The following is a 17,860-nucleotide window of genomic DNA, read 5'->3' as shown; positions in this document are numbered from 1 at the left end:
GGGTCCAGCCTGCGGATACTCTCCCAGGCTGTTCCCGTGCCGGATCGCCGCCTTCCCGCGCGCTCTCCAGAACAGCCGGATCCCACTGTCGCGGGTGTGGCGACGACCCCCGGGTATTAGAGAGCGCGGCGGGCGTATCGGTTACTGCCGAGCCATGTGCATGCGCATCTCGCTCTTGGCGTCCGTTGTCAGTTCTCCGGACAGATCCACGACGACCGTGCGCAACGTGCCGGTGAACCGGAAGGGCGGCCGGTAGTCGGGCACCACCGCGGAGCCCGGGTTGGCGCCGCAGGTCATCCCACCGGGGTTGAACGCGACCGGCGTGATGAACGGGAAATCGGCTTCGCCTGCCGGGCTGCGGTCGACGTAGAGCCGGGCGGTGCCAGGGGTGCCCTTGCCATTGCCGAAATCCGGTGCGCCGGTGGGTTCGAACTCGAAGCGCAATTCGTGGCGGCCTTCCGGGATGGTTCGTGTCGAGGCGACGCGGTGCACGGTGCGCCGCACGTAGTTGTGGGCGTAGTGCAAGTGGCCGTCTGCGACGAAGAAGGTCCAGCCTCCGGCATTGGTGCCCTGGCACAGCAAGACGCCCTCGGCGCCGCCGGACGGGATCTCCACTTCGGCGGTGACGCTGTGCGGGCGGTTCAGCACCCGCGGCGAGACGGCCGCAGGCAGCGTCTCGGTGTCCGGGCGCAGGGTGTATCGGGTCTGCGCGGGCGTGATCTGCGGACGCTCGGCGAGCAGCCGTTGCAATCCGCTGCCGTCGATCGGCAGCACGTCGTAGCGGCCTGCTTCCACATACCACAGGGCGATCATCTCGTTGAGCTTGTCTCGACGTTCAGCGGCGAGGTCACGGGTCTCGGCGAAGTCCTCGGCGACGTGGTAGAGCTCCCAATCGTCGGCGTCGAGCCGGCCGAGGTCATCGGCCGTGATCGGCGTGCCGAACGGCCGGTCCGCTTCGGCGAAGGACGGGCCCGGCCAGGGGCACACGGCCCGCCAGCCGTTGTGGTCGATGGCTCGGTGGCCGAGCATTTCGAAGTACTGCGTGTGGTGCCGGGTCGCGGCGGTGGAATCGTCGAAAGTGTGGGCGAAACCGACACCGTGCAAGGGGGACTGGGATACGCCCTTGATGGTGTCCGGCGGTTCGAGGCCGAAAGCGTCGAGAACGGTGGGAACGACGTCGATCAGGTGCGCGTACTGGGTTCGGATCTCGCCCTGTGCGGTGATGCCCCGAGGCCAATGGACCAGGAAGGGATCGCTGACGCCGCCGCGGTAGGTTTCGCGTTTCCACCGCCGGAAGGGAGTATTGCCCGCCCAGGTCCAACCCCACGGATAGTGGTTGAACGTGGTCGGACCGCCCAGCTCGTCGATGGCGCGCAGGCTGTCCTCGATCGGTTCCGGGGCGTTGTTGAAGAACTGCAGTTCGTTCGTGGTTCCGGTGACCCCGCCCTCCGGGCTGGCGCCGTTGTCGGACACGAGCATGAGCAGGGTGTTGTCCAGCTCGCCGAGCTGGTCGAGGAAGTCGAGCAGTCGTCCGATGTGGTGGTCGGTGTGGGTGAGGAATCCGGCGTAGACCTCCATCATTCGTGCCGCCAGGCGGCGTGCGTCGGCGGACAGCGCGGCCCATTCGGGCACATCCGGATCACGGCGGGAAAGCCGCGCGTCCGGTGGTACGACACCGAGCTCGCGCTGCCGGTCGAACGTGTATTCGCGATAGGCGTCCCAGCCGCCGTCGAATCGGCCGCGGTAACGGTCCGCCCACTCCCTCGGCACGTGGTGCGGCGCATGTGTGGCGCCGGTGCAGAAGTTCAAGAAGAACGGCTTGTCCGGGGCGACCTGTTTGGCCCCGGCGATGAAGGAGATCGCCTTGTCCACCAGATCGGCGGTCAGGTGGTAGCCGTCTTCCGGGGTGGCGGGCGGCTCGACCTGATGGTTGTCGTGGACCAGATCCGGATACCACTGACTGGTGTCGCCGCCGAGGAAGCCGTAGAACCGCTCGAAGCCCCGCCCGAGCGGCCAACGATCGTAGGGGCCTGCGGCGGATTCCTGCTCCGACGGCACCAGATGCCATTTGCCGACCATGTAGGTGTTGTAGCCGTGCTGCAACAGCATCTCCGAGAGGAATCCGTTCTCGAATGGGATATTGCCGTTGTAGCCCGGATACCCGGTGGCGATCTCCGTGATGCCCGCCATGGCGTTGGCGTGATGGTTACGCCCGGTGATGAGACAGGAACGCGACGGTGAGCACAGCGCGGTCGTGTGCATATTGTTGTACAGCAGTCCGCCCGCGGCCAACGCGTCGAAATGCGGCGTGGAAATGGGACTGCCGTAACACCCGAGCTGTCCGAATCCGGTGTCGTCGAGCACGATGAACACCAAGTTCGGTGCGCCGGGCGCCGCCCGTACCGGTTGTGGCCATGCGGGATTCGACACATCCGTCGTTCGCCCGATGATTCCGGGAAAAGCCGTTCCCCGTTTGTATTCTTCCAGTGACATCTACCCGCCCTCCGTCCTGCGGATGGACTGGACACCGCCAGCCTGGTTGTCCGAATGAACGCGTGCGATGCCACTGCGTCGACGAGCGGTGCCGCGGTGGCACTGCGCGATCAAGTACTGCCGCGGAGCCGGGTGGGTCCTCATCGTCGGAAATCGACGCCACCGGAGCGTCCGATATCGGTTCCTCGCCCATCCGCTATCGCGACGTGAGTCAAATGCTAGACGACGCGGGCGCGACTGTCAGTGGCGGAAGCCGACCGGCCGCCGCATCGTCGGATGCGGCGGCCGGTGCGACCCTGATCGCCGAGGGTGTCAGAATGCGGCTTCGTCGAGATCCATGACGCTGATGTCGACGTCGGAGATGACCGACCATTCCGCGCTGAGGTGCGGCAGGACGGTTTTGGCGAAGAACGACGCGACGGCGATCTTGCCTTCATAGAAAGCGCGGTCTCCGCCGCCCGGCTCGGCATCCAAGGCCGCGGCGGCGATCTCGGCGGCGACGATCAGACGCCAGGCGATGAGGAGATCGCCGACGGCGAGCAGGAACCGGACGGAATTCAGTCCGATCTTGTACAACTCGGTGGGTTGCTGCTGGGCGGCGATCAGGTGCTGGGTGAATCGGCCCGCCATGTCCTGGACGTCCTCCAGCGCGGTGGCCAGCAGCACCTTCTCGGTCTTGAGCCTGCCGTTGCCCACGCCGGATTGCGCCGTGTCCCGGATCTTGCCCGCGATGTGTGCGAGCGCGACGCCGCGATCGCGGGCGATCTTGCGGAAGAAGAAGTCCTGCGCCTGGATCGCGGTGGTGCCCTCGTAGAGCGAGTCGATCTTCGCGTCGCGGATGTACTGCTCGATCGGGTAGTCCTGCAGGAAGCCCGAACCGCCCAGGGTCTGCAGCGACTCGGTCAGGTACTGGTAGGCCCGCTCCGAGCCGACGCCCTTGACGATCGGAAGCAGCAGGTCGTTGACCCGCGCGGCCAGCTCGGCATCCGCCCCCGAGATGTGCTGCGCGACAACGTCGTTCTGGTGACCGGCGGTGTACAGGTATACCGCGCGCAGGCCTTCGGCGTAGGCCTTCTGCATCATCAGCGACCGGCGCACGTCGGGGTGCCGGGTGATGGTCACCTTCGGTGCGGACTTGTCCGCCATCTGGGTCAGATCGCTGCCCTGCACCCGGTTCTTCGCGTATTCGAGGGCATTGAGGTAGCCGGTCGACAAGGTGGCGATGGCCTTGGTGCCCACCATCATCCGAGCTTCCTCGATGACGTGGAACATCTGCGCGATGCCGTTGTGCACCTCGCCGACCAGCCAGCCCTTGGCCGGGACGCCGTGGCCGCCGAAGGTGAGCTCACAGGTGGCGGACGCTTTCAGGCCCATCTTGTGCTCGACGTTGGTGACGAAGACGCCGTTGCGGTCGCCCAGCTCACCGGTCTCGTGGTCGAAGTGGAACTTCGGTACGAAGAACAGCGACAGGCCCTTGGTGCCCGGTCCCGCGCCTTCGGGGCGAGCCAGCACCAGGTGGGCGATGTTGCCGAACAAGTCGTCGGCGTCGGCGGAGGTGATGAACCGCTTCACGCCCTCGATGTGCCAGGTGCCGTCTTCCTGCTCGATCGCCTTGGTGCGACCGGCGCCGACGTCGGAACCGGCGTCGGGCTCGGTCAGCACCATGGTGGCGCCCCAGTTGAGTTCGGTGATGAATCGCGCCCAGCGCCGCTGCTGCTCGGTGCCGATGCCGTCGATGATGTGGGCCATCATCGGCCCGGTCAGATACATGTAGGCCGCGGGCTGCGCCCCGAGCACGAATTCGCTGATGGCCCAGCTGACCATCGAGGGGGCGGGCACTCCGCCGACCGCCTCGGACTTGCCGACGCGCCACCATTCGGCGTCGTACCAGGCGCGCACCGCCTTCTTGAACGACTCCGGCAGGCTGACCGAGTGGGTGGCCGGATCGAAAACCGGCGGGTTGCGGTCGGTTTCGGCATACGGTTCGGCGACCGGCCCTTCGGCCAGGCGCGCGGCCTCCGCCAGCATCGATCGCACGGTGTCGCCGTCCAGGTCCCCGAACGCTCCGGTCCGCAGGATGTCGTCGAGTCCGTACACCTCGAACAAATTGAACTCGAGGTCACGCACGTTGCTCTTGTAATGGCTCACGAGCCAGGGCCTTTCGAGAAACGGCCGGTGTACCGGCGAGGGATTCGGCGGGCGCACGGATAGGTGCTCACCCACGGCACACTGTGCGGCACCGATGACGCGAAAGCAATCTTATGTTAATAACCACTAAGTAGATGGTCGGATGTCCAACGGCATTCAATCCGCTGCTAGCACGTAATTGGCGCAGCTAAGTTAATGCTCGCTAAGTGGTGTAAATCACTGCGAGGAGGTGCGGCCGGGATTTCCCGCCGTTTCGATCCGCTCCCCGATGGCTACGAGGACGTCGACGAGATCGGCGCGCCGCCGGAAGCGGGGATTGCGTACGGCATCGATGACGACGGTGACGATCGCGCGGCTGAGCACCCGCGCGACGGGCGCGGATAGATCCGGCCGCACCGCCTGCAGCATGCGGGCCCACTGGGCGATGCCGTCGAGGCGCACCCTCCGATAGCGCTGCACCCCGTCGCCAGGAAGATGCCGGGTCTCGCTGACCGTGATCGCCAGGAGGTCGGGTTCGTCGACGCCCAATTGCGCGAAGCTGCGCATGAGCGAGCGCAGGGACTCCTCGGCGCTGCGGCCCTCGGCGATCGCCCGGGCGAGCAGCAGTCGCAGCCACTCGTCCTGGCGCCGGACGATCTGGTCCAGCAACTCCGCCTTGCTGGAGAAATGGTGATACAGGGCGGGTCCGGTGACGCCGACGGCCGCACCGATGTCCTCGATGCCCACCGCGGCGTAACCGCGGGTGCTGAACAGCCGCGCCGCCTCGGCGAGCATTCGCTCCGAGCGCAGCGCTCGGTCCAGTGCGGTGTTGCCGATCTCGGTGCGCGGTGGCCGGCTCGGCGCGTGGCCGTTCGGGTGTTCGGGCATCCGGGTCGTGATCACCGCCGCGACGGCGGCGTCGAGCACCTGCGCGGCGGCCGGCGCGGGCAACTCGGCGCGGTGATAGGAGGGGCTGACCGCGATCGACAGCACGCACCAGCTCAGCAATTCGACATCGGCCGTGCTCAGTTCGGGTCGGCGTAAGTGGATCGTGTGTCGTAGGTAGCGGGTGAGCCGCGCGACGCGGACGAGCACCGCGGTCTTGTCGGCGGCGGTCAGATTGCGGAACTCCAGTTGCCACAGCCGCGGCAGGCCGCGCAACTCCAGCGCGACCCGGACCAACTCGGCCGTTACCGCGCCGCCGGAGTCATCGGCGCGATATGCGGCGTCCAGCCGGTTCAAGGTGTCGTCGAGGCCAACCAGCAGGCATTGGCCCAGAAGTTGCTGTTTGTTGCGGAAGTGTCGATACAACGCCGTCGCGGAGATGCCCACCGCAGCCGCGATGTCGGCCATCGTCGTGCCGTAATAGCCGCCGTGCGTGAAGGCGTCGACCGCGGCGGCCAGGATCATCTCGCGTCGATGCGGTGGTCTCCGCCGTGGTTGTCCGCCGTTCGCCTGTGTGCCCATCGCGGTCAGTGTCGCGCATCGGGCGGTCCGCACCAGCTATCGGGCCGCCTCCCGATAGCTGGTGGGCCGTGGCGATCTGTCGCGGCCACCGGTCCGTATGACGATTTCGTCACGGGCCACGCCGATGTCCTACTGTCGAGTAGGCTTCCCGCAGCTATCACCAGCCCGGGGATCGTTGTCCCACCAGGTAAGCAGAGGGAGCCCGCCCGTGAGCGCTGACACCGCGGACGCCACAGCACTGTCCACCATCGCGGCCCGGCTGCGCATTGCGACGACCGTCATCCTGCGGCGCGCCCGGAGAGATCCCGACGAACGGCGGCTGTCCGCGACGCAGTGGGCGGTCTTAGGACGGCTGCACCGATACGGCGCCATGGCCGCGGTCGACTTGGCGCGGCTGGAGATGCTGCGGCCGCAGACGATGCGCAACGTGGTCGACGGCTTGCGCGACCAGGGTCTGATCATCGGTGTGCGTGACCCGAACGACGGACGCCGGGTGAATCTGACTCTCACCGACGAAGGCCGCGCGTGGGTGTGCGGACATCAGGCGTCCGCGAACGACGCGCTGGCGCAAGCGTTGTCGGAGAGTTTGCGGACGGGTGAGTTGCACAAGGTCGGCGAGGCGCTGGATCTGCTCGAGCGCATCGCTTACGGTGACCGGGGAGCGGATGCGCTGATCGCGGGCGGTCTCGGCGCCGGGTCACTGGTGGCCGATTCGCGATGACTCGGCGGCCGCCCGGCCGGGGTCGGCGGGCGGCGTGAGCCCGGGTCGCCGCCGCCGACCTCGAGGCGGCGCAGATGGAATTCCACTTCGTCGGCGAGGACCCGTTCGAGTTGTCGGAGGCGTTCGACACTCGCGGCGGTGCGGGGGGCCTGATCGAAGAGCAGCCGGTGCATATCCGGTTGAGCCGTGTGCAACCGCGTCACGGCGACGACCAGCTGCCGGAGGGTGTCGACCAGAGGCGGCTGTTCGGCACGCAGGTGCCCGGCCGTTTCCAGCAGCGCCTGGGAAGCGTGCCGCAGGTGCCAGTGAGTAGAGCAGTGCGTCCTTGTCGGGGACGTAGTGATAAGAGGGTGCCGATGGAGACGCCGGCGAGTTCGGCGATCTTGTTGGTCGTCGTCGCGGCGTAACCGTCCTCGATGACCTACGCCGGAGCTGGGATTCTCGGCCACAGTCGAGCACCTGGTCGTGGCGCGGCCACCAAGTCCACATCGAGCGGGTGAGCGGCTCGTGATGCGCTCCGAGCCCGCACCGGCGGAGTGGGTAAGGTCTGAAGCGTCGTGGAACGGACGCCACGATGCCGCCGCCGAACAGCTTCGCGCGGACGCGCCGCCCTGTCGAACGAAGAGAGCTGATTGATGCCGACCTCTACAGCGCGCGCACAGATCGGGGTCACCGGTCTGGCGGTCATGGGTAGCAACATCGCACGGAACTTCGCCAGGAACGGCTATACCGTTGCGCTGCACAACCGCAGCATCGCCAAGACCGACGCACTGCTCGAGGCCCACGGCGACGACGGCGACTTCGTGCGGACCGAAACGATCGAGGAGTTCGTCGCCGCGCTGGAGAAGCCGCGCCGGGTGCTCATCATGGTGAAGGCAGGCGCCGCGACCGACGCGGTCATCGAGGAACTCGCGGACGCGATGGAGCCGGGCGACATCATCATCGATGGTGGAAACGCCCTCTACACCGACACCATTCGGCGGGAAGCCGCGATGCGCGAGCGCGGGCTGAACTTCGTCGGAGCGGGCATCTCCGGGGGCGAGGAGGGCGCCCTCAACGGCCCCGCGATCATGCCCGGCGGCCCCAAGGAGTCCTACGACTCGCTCGGGCCGCTGCTGGAATCCATCGCGGCGAAGGTCGACGGAACGCCCTGCTGCACCCACATCGGCCCGGACGGCTCCGGACATTTCGTCAAGATGGTGCACAACGGCATCGAGTACGCCGACATGCAGTTGATCGGTGAGGCCTACCACCTGTTCCGCGACGCGCTCGGTTTCGACGCCAAACAGATCGCGGACGTGTTCACCCAGTGGAACTCCGGCGACCTGGAGAGCTACCTGGTCGAGATCACCGCCGAGGTGCTGAACCAGGTCGACGCGAAGACGGGCAAGCCGCTGGTCGACGTGATCGTCGACGCGGCGGAGCAGAAGGGCACCGGGCGCTGGACGGTGAAGTCCGCGCTCGACCTCGGCGTGCCGGTGACCGGAATCGCCGAAGCGGTGTTCGCGCGGGCGCTGTCCGGTTCGCGCGAGCAGCGCAAGGCCGCGCGGGGTCTGGCTTCCGGGCGGCTGGCCGACAAGCCCACCGACGTGGAGCGGTTCACCGAGGACATCCGGCAGGCGCTCTACGCCTCGAAGGTGGTCGCCTACGCGCAGGGCTTCGACCAGATCGCGGCGGGCAGCGCCGAATACGACTGGAACTTGCGGCCGGGTGATCTCGCGACGATCTGGCGTGGCGGCTGCATCATCCGCGCCCGGTTCCTCAACCGGATCAAGGACGCCTACGACGAGAACCCGGCGCTGCCGAGCTTGATTCTCGCACCGTACTTCCGTGAGGCGATCGAGACGGCCATCGACAGCTGGCGCCGCGTCGTGGCCACCGCGACACTGCTCGGCATTCCGGTGCCCGCGTTCGCTTCGTCGCTGTCTTACTACGACGCCCTGCGCGCCGAGCGTCTCCCGGCCGCGCTCACCCAGGGGCAGCGTGATTTCTTCGGTGCGCACACCTACGAGCGGGTGGACGCCGAAGGCAAGTTCCACACGCTGTGGAGCGGGGACCGCGGCGAGGTTCGCGCCGACTAGCCGGACGCGCTGTCGCAGTGCGGGATTCGTTTCCGCACTGCGACGGAGGTCGCTGTCACTCCCGTGATCCGGCAGCTCGCTCCCACGCACCCCGGCGGAGCAGGCGTAGCCCGTTGAGCCCGACGAGGACGGTGGATCCCTCGTGCCCGGCGACGCCGAGGGGGAGCGGCAGGGTCCCGGCGAGGTCCCAGACGACCAGCACGCCGATGCAGGTGGCGGCGATGGCCAAGTTGGCGGTCACCACCCGTCGCGCCTGCCGGGACAACGCGATCACCGCCGGGATCGTGGTCAGGTCGTCGCGCACGACGACGGCGTCCGCGGTCCGCAGGGTCAGGTCGGATCCGGCGCCGCCCATGGCGATGCCGACCTCGGCCGCGGCGAGCGCCGGGGCATCGTTGATGCCGTCGCCGACCACGGTCAGTTTCCGCCGGTCGGCTTGCAACTCGCGCACCGCGATCATCTTGTCGTCGGGCAGCAGTTCCGCCCGGACGTCGGTGATGCCGACACACGCGGCGAGCCGATCGGCGGTGGCGGTGTTGTCGCCGGTCAGCAGTATCGGCGCGCTGCCGGTCAGCGCGGTCGTCGCGCGCACGGCCGCCACCGCTTCGGGCCGGAGCTGGTCGGTCAGTGCGAGCACTCCGATCGGTTCGTGCTCGCAGGTCACGACCACGGCGGTGTAGCCGCTCGCGTGGAAGGCGTCGACAGTTGTGTGGCCGTCGTGGGTGGGTTCCCACGCGGCGGGGGAGCCGACGCCGATGAGACGGTCACCGACACGGGCGGTCACGCCGCGACCTGGGTGGGCCGTGAATTCGGTGACCTCGGGCAGCCGCAGCTCTCGGGTGCGGGCCGCGCGCACGATCGCCGCCGCGAGGGGGTGCTCGCTCGGGTGCTCGGCCGCGGCGGCGAGCCGAAGCACCTCGGCGTCGGTGAATCGCTGGTCCAGGCAGCGGATCTCGGCGAGTTCCGGGATGCCGCGGGTCAGGGTGCCGGTCTTGTCGAAGGCGACGTGCGTGGTGGCGCCGAGCTTTTCCATGACCACCGCGGATTTGACCAGGACACCGTGACGCCCCGCGTTGGCGACGGCCGCCAGCAGGGGCGGCATGGTGGCCAGCACCACCGCGCAGGGGGAGGCGACGATCATGAACGTCATCGCTCGCAGCAGCGCTCGCCGCACGTTGTCACCGAGCAGCAGCGGGATGGCGAACACCGCGAGGGTGACCGCGACCATGCCGACGGAGTAGCGCTGTTCCACCTTCTCGATGAAGAGCTGAGTGCGCGCTTTGGTTCGGGCCGCCTGCTCGACCAGGGCCGCGATGCGCGCTACCACGGAGTCCTGCGCGCGGCGCACGACGCGGATGCGCAGGGCCCCCGTGCCGTTGAGGGTGCCCGCGTACACCTCGTCGCCCTGGTTTTTGTTCACCGGCAACGGTTCGCCGGTGATGGTGGCCTGATCGACCTCACTGCCGCCGGAGAGGACGGTCGCGTCCGCGGCGATCCGCTCGCCGGGCCGCACCACGAGGACGTCTCCGATGCGCAGTTCGGTGGCGTGGACCGTCTCTTCCTCGCCGTCGCCCGCGACCCGGGTCGCGGTGTCGGGTGTGAGGTCGAGCAGTCCGCGCACCGAGTCCTCGGTCCGGGCGGTGGCCAGCGCTTCCAGGGCGCCGGAGGTCGCGAAGATGACGATCAGCAACGCGCCGTCGGTGATCTGGCCGATGGCCGCCGCTCCGATCGCCGCGGCGACCATGAGCAGGTCGACGTCGAGCGTCTTGTCGCGGAGAGCCTGTAAGCCGGCCCACCCCGGTTCCCAGCCGCCTGCGGCGTAGCAGGCCAGGTACAGGCCCCAGCGCAGCCACTGGGGGCCATCGATCAGCTGCACCGCCAGCCCGGCGCAGAAGAAGACCACGGCCACTGCGGCCCAACGGGCTTCGGGAAGGGCGAACAGCCGGGTCCGGCGCACGGGTACGCGACCGGATGGCGGAGTCGGACGAGTCGGCGCGAGCGTCGGCGCGGCCACGGGTCACCTCCAGAACAGCAACGGACAGACGGCCCGAACCATACCAGAACACATGAACATGTCTTCATTTGTTCCTAGAGTATGCTGTTCAGTCATGGGACACGGCGTCGAAGGCAGGGACCGCCCTGCCGTGCGCTTGGATCCCGAATCGGCCACCCATGTGGCGACCACGTTGCAGGCGCTGGCCACACCGAGCCGCTTGATGATCCTCACCGAACTGCGCCAAGGGCCGCTGCCGGTGAGCGCGCTGGCCGATGCCATCGGCATGGAACAGTCCGCCGTCTCCCACCAGCTTCGGCTGCTGCGCAATCTGGGTCTGGTCACGGGCACTCGCACCGGCCGCAGCATCGTCTACAGCCTCTACGACAACCACGTCGCCCAACTGCTGGACGAGGCGATCTACCACAGCGAACACCTGCGCCTCGGCTTGTCCGACCGTCCTGAGGCCGCGGTCTGACCGCCTCTGCGGCACTGGCGATCCGGCTGCTCGGCAAGTCTTTCACCCGCTTCGGGTGATGTCGGCCCGGTACGGCGGTGGCACCGTCCAGGAAATGACGGATCCGGCGATGGTGGACAACCGGTACGAGTTCGCGAATGGCTATCCGATCGAGTCCTCCGCGACTCGGGTATGGGACGACAGCGTGTTCCAGCGCGCCGTGGTCGCGTACCGGTTCTGGTATCCGACCGTGTCGATGGAAGGAATTTTCAACGGAAACAGGGAGATCGGACTGAACGACAACCGCGCGGTCGGAATCGCCTCGACCGGGCCGCGGCATGTCGGGTTCACTCTGAATTCCGATACCCCGTATGGCGCCGCGGTGCTGGATCTGTCGGCGGGGCCGATGGTGGTCGAGCTTCCGCCGGGACCGTACATCGGCCTGGTCGACGATCATCATCAACGGTGGATCACCGATCTCGGCATTCCCAGGCCCGACCGAGGGCAGGGCGGCACTTACGTCATCGTTCCTCCCGGCTACGCGGGGGCGTTGCCGGATCGGGCGCACGTCGGGCGATCCGCGTCCTTCAAAGTGCTGCTCGCCGTGCGCGCGCTGCCGATCGGTGGCGACCTGGCCGAGGCGATGGATGCGCTGCGGGCGGTCCGGGTGCATCCGCTCGAGGAGGCGGGCGCGGTGCTGGACATCATCGACACCACCGAGGTGGCCATGGACTCCACCTGTTTGTGCTGGGAAGCCGACATCTCTTACTGGCGGGTGCTGCACGGGATTCTCGAGACGGAACCGGTGGTGCCGGAGTTCTTGCCGATGTACGGGCTGCTCGGGGCGATCGGTCTCGAGCGAGGCGTTCGGTTCGCGCCCGACCGCCGGTCCGCGGCGCTGTTGACGGCCGCGGCGCGGACCGGGCGCGGTCAATTGCTCGTCTCGGCGTTCGCCAGTGGCCGGCCGGACCGCATGGCCTGGCCGGACCGTCGCTGGGAATGGGTGGGACTGGTCGCCGACAACGGCGACTTCCGGACCGCCTCCGGTCTCGACCTCGAAGCGCGCGACCGGTGGTTCGCCCAAGCGATCATCGCCTCACCGGCCGTGTTCCGGCGGCAGGTGGGCGGCGGATCGCTGTATTGGCTCGCCATGCGGGACGGGCGAGGGGATAACTTGGACGGTAGTGCCACTTATACCCTCGATATACCGCGGCCGGTGCCGGCCGGGCTGTTCTGGTCCGTGACGGTCTACGACGCGCAGACCCGCTCGCAGATCCAGGCCGACCAGGGCAAGGCCGCCCTCCGGTCGCTGTTCGAGTTGCGCGACCTCCCGCCCGACGGCCCCGTGCGGCTGCACTTCGGCCCCATTCCTCCTGACGGCGTCGAGACCCGCTGGCTGCAAACCGTCCCCGGCCGCGGATGGTTCGCCTATCTGCGCATCTACGGACCCGAGGAAGCGGCGTTCGACCAGACTTGGCGGCCCGGCGATTTCGAGCGCGCGAGCTGATCGAGTGTGGCGACGGCCCTCGCGGCTCGGCCTATGGGGCGGGTTGACAGCGCTTGCGTCTCATCGATCAGGCCGATGTCTCCGGCGAAGATCGTCGGTCCGGGATTTCCGCGCGGAGCAACTCGATCAAGCCAGGGAATCGGTGCTGGAGTTCGGCTCTGCGTAGTTGGGCCATATTGCTGTTGCCGCGATCGACCTGACGGATCAGCCCGGCCTGGCGAAGAACCCGAAAGTGGTGTGTGAGTGTCGCTTTCGATACCGGGAGGCCGAACGAACTGCAATGGCGCTCGGTGCCGTCGGGCTCGGCGAGGAGCGTGAGGATCACCTGGCGGCGATGCCGATCGGCGAGCGCGGCGAACACCGAACCGAGTTCCATCTCCTCCGGTGCGGGCTGATCGCTGCCGGGCACGGCGAACCTCCTCCATAGGTACGTGTTGCATCGTACCTCAGTGGCCGCTAGCGTCCGAGGTATGAAAAATCTCGTACCTGATCATGCGCCCTACGCCCTCGTCGGTTTCGCCCACCCCAAACCGGAGCGCGCGGCGGAACTGCGTGAGTTGCTGTTGTCCTTCGTCGAGCCCACGCGCGCCGAAGAAGGTTCGTTGGAGTATCACTTCCACGAGGACAAGGACCGGCCGGGCACGTTCGTCTTCTACGAGGTATGGCGGTCCAAGGAAGATCTCGATCGTCATTTGGCCCTGCCGCACATGCGGGCGTTCTGGGACAAGCGCATGGATTACCTCGAACGGGATCTCGACATCCGCTGGCTGTCGATGCACAGCCCGTATCCGCGCCCGGTCGCAGGCTGACCACCTGATCGATCCGCTGCTTGACCTGGAGCGCACTCCAGCGCTTAGGGTGCGCTCATACAGGGTTGTCCAGCAGAAGGGATCACTTCATGGAGCTCGGTTTTCACATACCAATCTTCGATATCGACGGTGGCACCACCGCCATCGCCGGTGAGCTGGCAAGGGTGGGCGCGGCGGCGGAAGAATCCGGCGCGACGTGGCTGTCGTTCATGGACCACTACTTCCAGATAGAGCCGACCGGCCTGCCCGCGGAGGCGAACATGCTGGAGGGGTACACGACCCTCGGCTATCTGGCCGCGCACACTTCGCGCATCGACCTCGGACTGCTCGTCACCGGCGTGACCTACCGTCACCCCGGTCTGCTCGCCAAGATCGTCACCACCCTCGACGTCCTGTCGGGCGGCCGGGCGGTCCTCGGGATCGGCGCCGCGTGGTTCGAGCGCGAGCACCGCGGGCTCGGTGTGCCGTACCCGCCGACCGCCGAACGGTTCGAGCGGCTGGAGGAGACGCTGCGCATCTGCCGCCAGATGTGGGACCCGCAGGACAACGGGCCGTTCGACGGGAAGTACTACCAGCTGGCCGAGACGCTGTGCTCGCCGCAGCCCATCAACCGGCCGAAGGTGCTCGTCGGCGGCGGGGGAGAGCGCAAGACGCTGCGGTTGGTCGCGCAGTACGGCGACGCCTGCAACCTGTTCGGCTCCTCGCCCGGGGACGTCGAGCACAAACTCGACGTGCTGCGCAGGCATTGTGACGACGTCGGCCGCGACTATGACGAGATCCGCAAGACGATCATCGCCAACAACCCGCGGCCGAGCCCGGAAAACCGCGACGAATTCGTCCGGCAGATGGCCGACTATGCCGAACTCGGCATCGAGACGGCCATCGTCACTCCGACCACCGGCTCACCGGCGGCATGGATAGACGGCATGGCGCCTGCCGTCCCGCAACTGGCGGAACTCGGCTGAGGTATCCGGCGCGGGCCCGGATCGCTTGCGGGATTCCGGGCCCAGCCGGTGCGCCGACCATCGGTGCGCGCCGTACGAACCGGCGGGGCAGCGGTCCTACAGTTTGTAGCCGATCTGACGCAACAGCTGCTTCCGGGCCGCCTGGTCGTCGGCATCTTCCACGCCGAGCGGCGGCGAACCGTCGATCACTCCGATGATTCCTCTGCCGAGTTCGGTTTCCGCGATCAGAACCTCGACGGGATTGGCTGTGGCGCAGTAGATTCCGCAGATCTCCGGGACCTGCTGCACGGCGTTCAGCACGTTGACGGGGTAGCCCTCGCGGAGAAAGACGATGAACGAGTGTCCCGCACCGATGTCGACCGCGTTCTTGGTGGCGAGCTCGACGAGTGCGTCGTCGTTGCCGGACCGGCGGACCAGGCGCGGTCCGGAGGCCTCGCAGAACGCCAGCCCGAAGCGCAGGTGCGGACCGACTCCGACCAGCGCCTCGTGCAGGTCTTCCACGGTCTTGATGAAATGGGACTGTCCGATGACGACGTTGAGATCATCCGGTTTGTCGATGCGCACGGCTGTCAGCTCCACAGCGACATACTGCGCCCCGACGACGTCGATTCATAGCATTTCGACATTTGTTCCGCGCGTCGCAAACGGTCCCGGGATCACCCGTCGTGGGTGCCCCCCGGCCGGAAAGGCAGGTCCACGACCAGTGCGGTGGCGTTGTCCCTTCCACCGGCCAGGAGGGCGGCATCCACCAAAGTGTTCGCGATCGTGGGAGCCGCGTCGCCCTGCGCGAGGATGGCTTTGACCGCGGCTATGCCGAGTGGCTTGTGTACGCCGTCGGTGCTCAGCAGCAGTCTGCCCGTGCTCGAGCCGGTGGCGGCGTATCCGATCGCGTCCGGCCGCACGGTGCGCGCCGAGGTGGTGACCAGATGATCCATTCGCGGGGTGGAGGCGAGCCCGCGGGTGCGGTACAGCTCGGCGACGGTGTGGTCGGTCGTGATCTGGTGCAACACTCGCCCGTTCCAGCGATACGCGCGACAGTCGCCGACCCACGCCACCTCGCAGGGGCCATCGGGTTGATCGGCGGCCGGAAGCACCGCGACCACGAGCACGCTGTCGGCCGAAGGCTCCGGGACCTCGCGCAGGAGTTCCTCCTGGGCCGCGAGAATTCCCGCGCGCGCTCCGTCGGCGGCGGCGGAGCGCGCCGCCGCGGCGGCGACCGTGCGTGCCGCGCGGGCTCCGAGCAGATGATCTCCGACGCCGTCGGCGACGACGTACGCCGTCGCTCCGGTCACGGCGTCGGTCTCGATCGCCACCGCGTCGGCGTTGATCGACCGTGACGCGCGCCGACTGGCCGAAGCGCCGGTCGTTCCGCCCAGCCGCGGTGTCTGGATCCGCGGCATGCTCGCGGTGGTACCGGTAAACACGAACTGGTCTCCTCGTAGCTGGGCTCTGAGTGCTGCCGACCAGCACCCTTCAAGGACACCGCATCAGTATTTGGACTTGGCGAGAGTCCGTTGTGTGAACGCTGAGAATTCGCTCTCGATCAGGTCACGACGGGCGTCCCGGCCGGTGGCGCTGCCCGCCTTCCGGCCGGAGCAGACGCTGTCGCGTGCTGCCGCCGGCGGGCGGACGAAGGGCGCATTGATCGATCACCGCTGTACCTTGTGCCGCAGTCCACAGCGCGGGACGCATTTCGCAACATTGTTTCTGGATTCCGGCAATCGATCGGCTCACTGTTCGTTGCTCGGCGCATTTACGTTCTCCGCTGTGAAGCAGGGGTGCACGCAGCGCACAAATCACCGAAGCCGGTCACTTTTGTCCGATTTGTTCGGCTCTCGCCGCACAATTCGACGGATATCTGCGGCGACCGCAAATTCGGAGCCGTCGGCTCGTTACGTCCCAGCGCGGGTGCAGGATCGGTGCGTGTCCACGTCTGTTCGGCGCTGACGCGGCCGACAACCTCTCTGCCGCAGATCAATCGACGCGCCGAGTCGGGCCGTGCAGCGGATCCGCCGGCGTCCGACAACGCGCGCCGCCCCGGGTGCAGGCGTGTTCAGGAACGGAGTACTACGTGGTCATCAGTCCCGCCGATGACGCCTCCCTACGATTCGCGCCGCGGCTGATCCCGCCGCGCGGAGGTGTGCACACTCCGGTGCTCGTGGTCGCCGCGATGGTCAGCATCCAGCTCGGCGCGGTCATCGCCAAGCACCTGTTCACACTCGCGTCGCCGGTAACGGTCGCGTGCGGCCGGATCGTCCTCGCGGGCGTGTTCGCCGTGCTGCTGTGGCGGCCGTCGCCGCGGCTCGAGCGCAGGGCGCTGCTGCCGGTCGCCGGGCTCGGCGTGGCCATCGCGGGCATGAACCTGTGCTTCTATGCGGCCCTGGACCGCATCCCGCTGGGCATGGCGGTGACGATCGACTTCATCGGTCCGCTCGCCGTCGCCCTGATCGGGTCGCGGCGCACCCGCGACGCGCTGTGGGTGACGCTCGCCGGAGCGGGCGTTCTGCTGTTGGTCGACAGCGAAGGGCCGGTCTCGTGGAGCGGGGTGCTGTTCGCGGCGGCTGCCGGTGCGGGATGGGGCGCTTACATCACGTGCGGCGCCGTGGTGGGCAGGCACACCGCCGGACACGACGGACTGGCGTTGGCGATGGGCCTCGGCGGACTGCTCGCCGTGCCGGTGGTGGTCGCGAATGACGCTGTGGCGCTGAGAGATCCGGTCTTCCTGGTGGCCGCGGCGGCGTTGGCCGTGCTCTCGTCGCTGCTGCCGCATGCCATCGAGATGGCGGCCTTGCGCCGGATCACGCCCGCGGTGTTCGGCGTCATGATGAGTTTGGAGCCCGTGGTGGCCGCGGGCGTCGGGCTGCTGTTGCTCGGCGAGCAGATGCGGGCGGCGCAGTGGTCGGGTATCGGCCTGGTGGTCGTGGCGTGCGCGGGAGTGGCGCGCGGTTCCCGTGCCGACGCCGTCGGCGATCGGGCGTATGCCGAAATGGCGGTGTCCAGCGCTGTAGACAAAACCACCTAGGTTTTCCGGATGTCGGCATCGCTCACGTATTTCCGTCGCGGCTGCCGACAGACATGATGACTAGGCAGAACGCATTCGGCGCGCGACGTTTTCGCTACAGCGAGAAGTTGTCGGTGACGTAGACAACATCCGAAACTCGGTCGAATTCCCCGCCTTACCGGCGGGTACGTGATCGAATGCTCTGCAACTGATGTCGCGAACCCGTGTGATGCACCGGT

At 67.7% G+C, this 17,860-nt stretch carries 15 protein-coding genes; 7 read left to right on the top strand and 8 right to left on the bottom strand.

The window, feature by feature from the left end:
- Window positions 1-141 precede the first annotated feature (141 nt).
- From ACFV2O_RS24105 to ACFV2O_RS24095, 3 genes are all read right to left on the bottom strand, one after another.
- Entirely contained in the window at window positions 142-2,493 is a 2,352-nt protein-coding gene (locus ACFV2O_RS24105; protein ID WP_379253752.1) for an arylsulfatase, read from the bottom strand.
- Between the two features lie 312 nt (window positions 2,494-2,805).
- Window positions 2,806-4,641, bottom strand: a complete 1,836-nt coding sequence (locus tag ACFV2O_RS24100) for an acyl-CoA dehydrogenase (protein ID WP_379253751.1) — start codon at window positions 4,639-4,641, stop codon at window positions 2,806-2,808.
- 216 nt (window positions 4,642-4,857) lie between these two features.
- On the bottom strand, window positions 4,858-6,087 hold the full coding sequence (locus tag ACFV2O_RS24095) for a TetR/AcrR family transcriptional regulator (protein ID WP_379253750.1): 1,230 nt from the start codon (window positions 6,085-6,087) through the stop codon (window positions 4,858-4,860).
- Window positions 6,088-6,295: 208 nt separating this feature from the next.
- Here ACFV2O_RS24095 and ACFV2O_RS24090 point away from each other — a divergent pair, with 208 nt between their 5' ends.
- Window positions 6,296-6,808, top strand: coding sequence for a MarR family transcriptional regulator (locus tag ACFV2O_RS24090; RefSeq protein ID WP_355075348.1), 513 nt, complete (start codon window positions 6,296-6,298; stop codon window positions 6,806-6,808).
- Window positions 6,809-7,007: 199 nt separating this feature from the next.
- On the opposite strand, the gene ACFV2O_RS24085 is transcribed toward ACFV2O_RS24090, so the two are convergent.
- Window positions 7,008-7,226: a TetR family transcriptional regulator gene (locus tag ACFV2O_RS24085; RefSeq protein WP_379253879.1), complete on the bottom strand. Its 219-nt coding sequence runs from the start codon at window positions 7,224-7,226 to the stop codon at window positions 7,008-7,010.
- 217 nt (window positions 7,227-7,443) lie between these two features.
- Here ACFV2O_RS24085 and gndA point away from each other — a divergent pair, with 217 nt between their 5' ends.
- A complete protein-coding gene (gene gndA / locus ACFV2O_RS24080) occupies window positions 7,444-8,889 on the top strand; it encodes an NADP-dependent phosphogluconate dehydrogenase (RefSeq protein WP_356965772.1) in 1,446 nt (481 codons plus the stop codon).
- A 55-nt stretch (window positions 8,890-8,944) separates the two neighbouring features.
- On the opposite strand, the gene ACFV2O_RS24075 is transcribed toward gndA, so the two are convergent.
- Entirely contained in the window at window positions 8,945-10,903 is a 1,959-nt protein-coding gene (locus ACFV2O_RS24075) for a heavy metal translocating P-type ATPase (protein WP_379253749.1), read from the bottom strand.
- Window positions 10,904-10,997: 94 nt separating this feature from the next.
- Between ACFV2O_RS24075 and ACFV2O_RS24070 the strand changes: the two genes are divergently transcribed.
- Entirely contained in the window at window positions 10,998-11,360 is a 363-nt protein-coding gene (locus ACFV2O_RS24070; RefSeq protein WP_355075358.1) for a metalloregulator ArsR/SmtB family transcription factor, read from the top strand.
- A gap of 94 nt (window positions 11,361-11,454) precedes the next feature.
- A complete protein-coding gene (locus ACFV2O_RS24065; RefSeq protein ID WP_379253748.1) occupies window positions 11,455-12,846 on the top strand; it encodes a DUF1214 domain-containing protein in 1,392 nt (463 codons plus the stop codon).
- 67 nt (window positions 12,847-12,913) lie between these two features.
- Here ACFV2O_RS24065 and ACFV2O_RS24060 read toward each other — a convergent pair whose 3' ends face one another.
- Window positions 12,914-13,255, bottom strand: coding sequence for an ArsR/SmtB family transcription factor (locus ACFV2O_RS24060; RefSeq protein ID WP_379253747.1), 342 nt, complete (start codon window positions 13,253-13,255; stop codon window positions 12,914-12,916).
- Between the two features lie 61 nt (window positions 13,256-13,316).
- On the opposite strand from ACFV2O_RS24060, the gene ACFV2O_RS24055 reads away from it, so the two are divergent.
- Window positions 13,317-13,655, top strand: a complete 339-nt coding sequence (locus tag ACFV2O_RS24055; protein WP_356965779.1) for a putative quinol monooxygenase — start codon at window positions 13,317-13,319, stop codon at window positions 13,653-13,655.
- Between the two features lie 89 nt (window positions 13,656-13,744).
- Window positions 13,745-14,620: an LLM class F420-dependent oxidoreductase gene (locus ACFV2O_RS24050; protein WP_355075366.1), complete on the top strand. Its 876-nt coding sequence runs from the start codon at window positions 13,745-13,747 to the stop codon at window positions 14,618-14,620.
- Window positions 14,621-14,716: 96 nt separating this feature from the next.
- Here ACFV2O_RS24050 and ACFV2O_RS24045 read toward each other — a convergent pair whose 3' ends face one another.
- Together ACFV2O_RS24045 and ACFV2O_RS24040 are read right to left on the bottom strand one after the other, a co-directional pair.
- Window positions 14,717-15,199 (bottom strand): adenosine-specific kinase, encoded by a 483-nt coding sequence (locus ACFV2O_RS24045; protein ID WP_379253746.1) that lies wholly within the window; start codon window positions 15,197-15,199, stop codon window positions 14,717-14,719.
- 77 nt (window positions 15,200-15,276) lie between these two features.
- Window positions 15,277-16,044 (bottom strand): serine/threonine protein phosphatase, encoded by a 768-nt coding sequence (locus tag ACFV2O_RS24040; protein ID WP_356965783.1) that lies wholly within the window; start codon window positions 16,042-16,044, stop codon window positions 15,277-15,279.
- Between the two features lie 647 nt (window positions 16,045-16,691).
- Between ACFV2O_RS24040 and ACFV2O_RS24035 the strand changes: the two genes are divergently transcribed.
- A complete protein-coding gene (locus tag ACFV2O_RS24035) occupies window positions 16,692-17,642 on the top strand; it encodes a DMT family transporter (protein WP_379253745.1) in 951 nt (316 codons plus the stop codon).
- The last annotated feature ends 218 nt before the right edge of the window (window positions 17,643-17,860 follow it).

The sequence above is a fragment of the Nocardia sp. NPDC059691 genome (assembly GCF_042733915.1).
GTDB classification, from domain to species: domain Bacteria; phylum Actinomycetota; class Actinomycetes; order Mycobacteriales; family Mycobacteriaceae; genus Nocardia; species Nocardia sichangensis.
The sequence above is the reverse complement of the archived record's forward strand: the minus strand, read 5'-3'. Positions and strand labels throughout refer to the sequence as shown.

What these genes read in the sequence shown, in the direction of transcription:
- ACFV2O_RS24105 (WP_379253752.1), bottom strand. Translation starts at nt 2,493, where the DNA reads ATGTCACTGGAAGAATACAAACGGGGAACGGCTTTTCCCGGAATCATC.
- ACFV2O_RS24095 (WP_379253750.1), bottom strand. Translation starts at nt 6,087, where the DNA reads ATGGGCACACAGGCGAACGGCGGACAACCACGGCGGAGACCACCGCAT.
- gndA (WP_356965772.1), top strand. Translation starts at nt 7,444, where the DNA reads ATGCCGACCTCTACAGCGCGCGCACAGATCGGGGTCACCGGTCTGGCG.
- ACFV2O_RS24070 (WP_355075358.1), top strand. Translation starts at nt 10,998, where the DNA reads ATGGGACACGGCGTCGAAGGCAGGGACCGCCCTGCCGTGCGCTTGGAT.
- ACFV2O_RS24065 (WP_379253748.1), top strand. Translation starts at nt 11,455, where the DNA reads ATGACGGATCCGGCGATGGTGGACAACCGGTACGAGTTCGCGAATGGC.
- ACFV2O_RS24055 (WP_356965779.1), top strand. Translation starts at nt 13,317, where the DNA reads ATGAAAAATCTCGTACCTGATCATGCGCCCTACGCCCTCGTCGGTTTC.
- ACFV2O_RS24050 (WP_355075366.1), top strand. Translation starts at nt 13,745, where the DNA reads ATGGAGCTCGGTTTTCACATACCAATCTTCGATATCGACGGTGGCACC.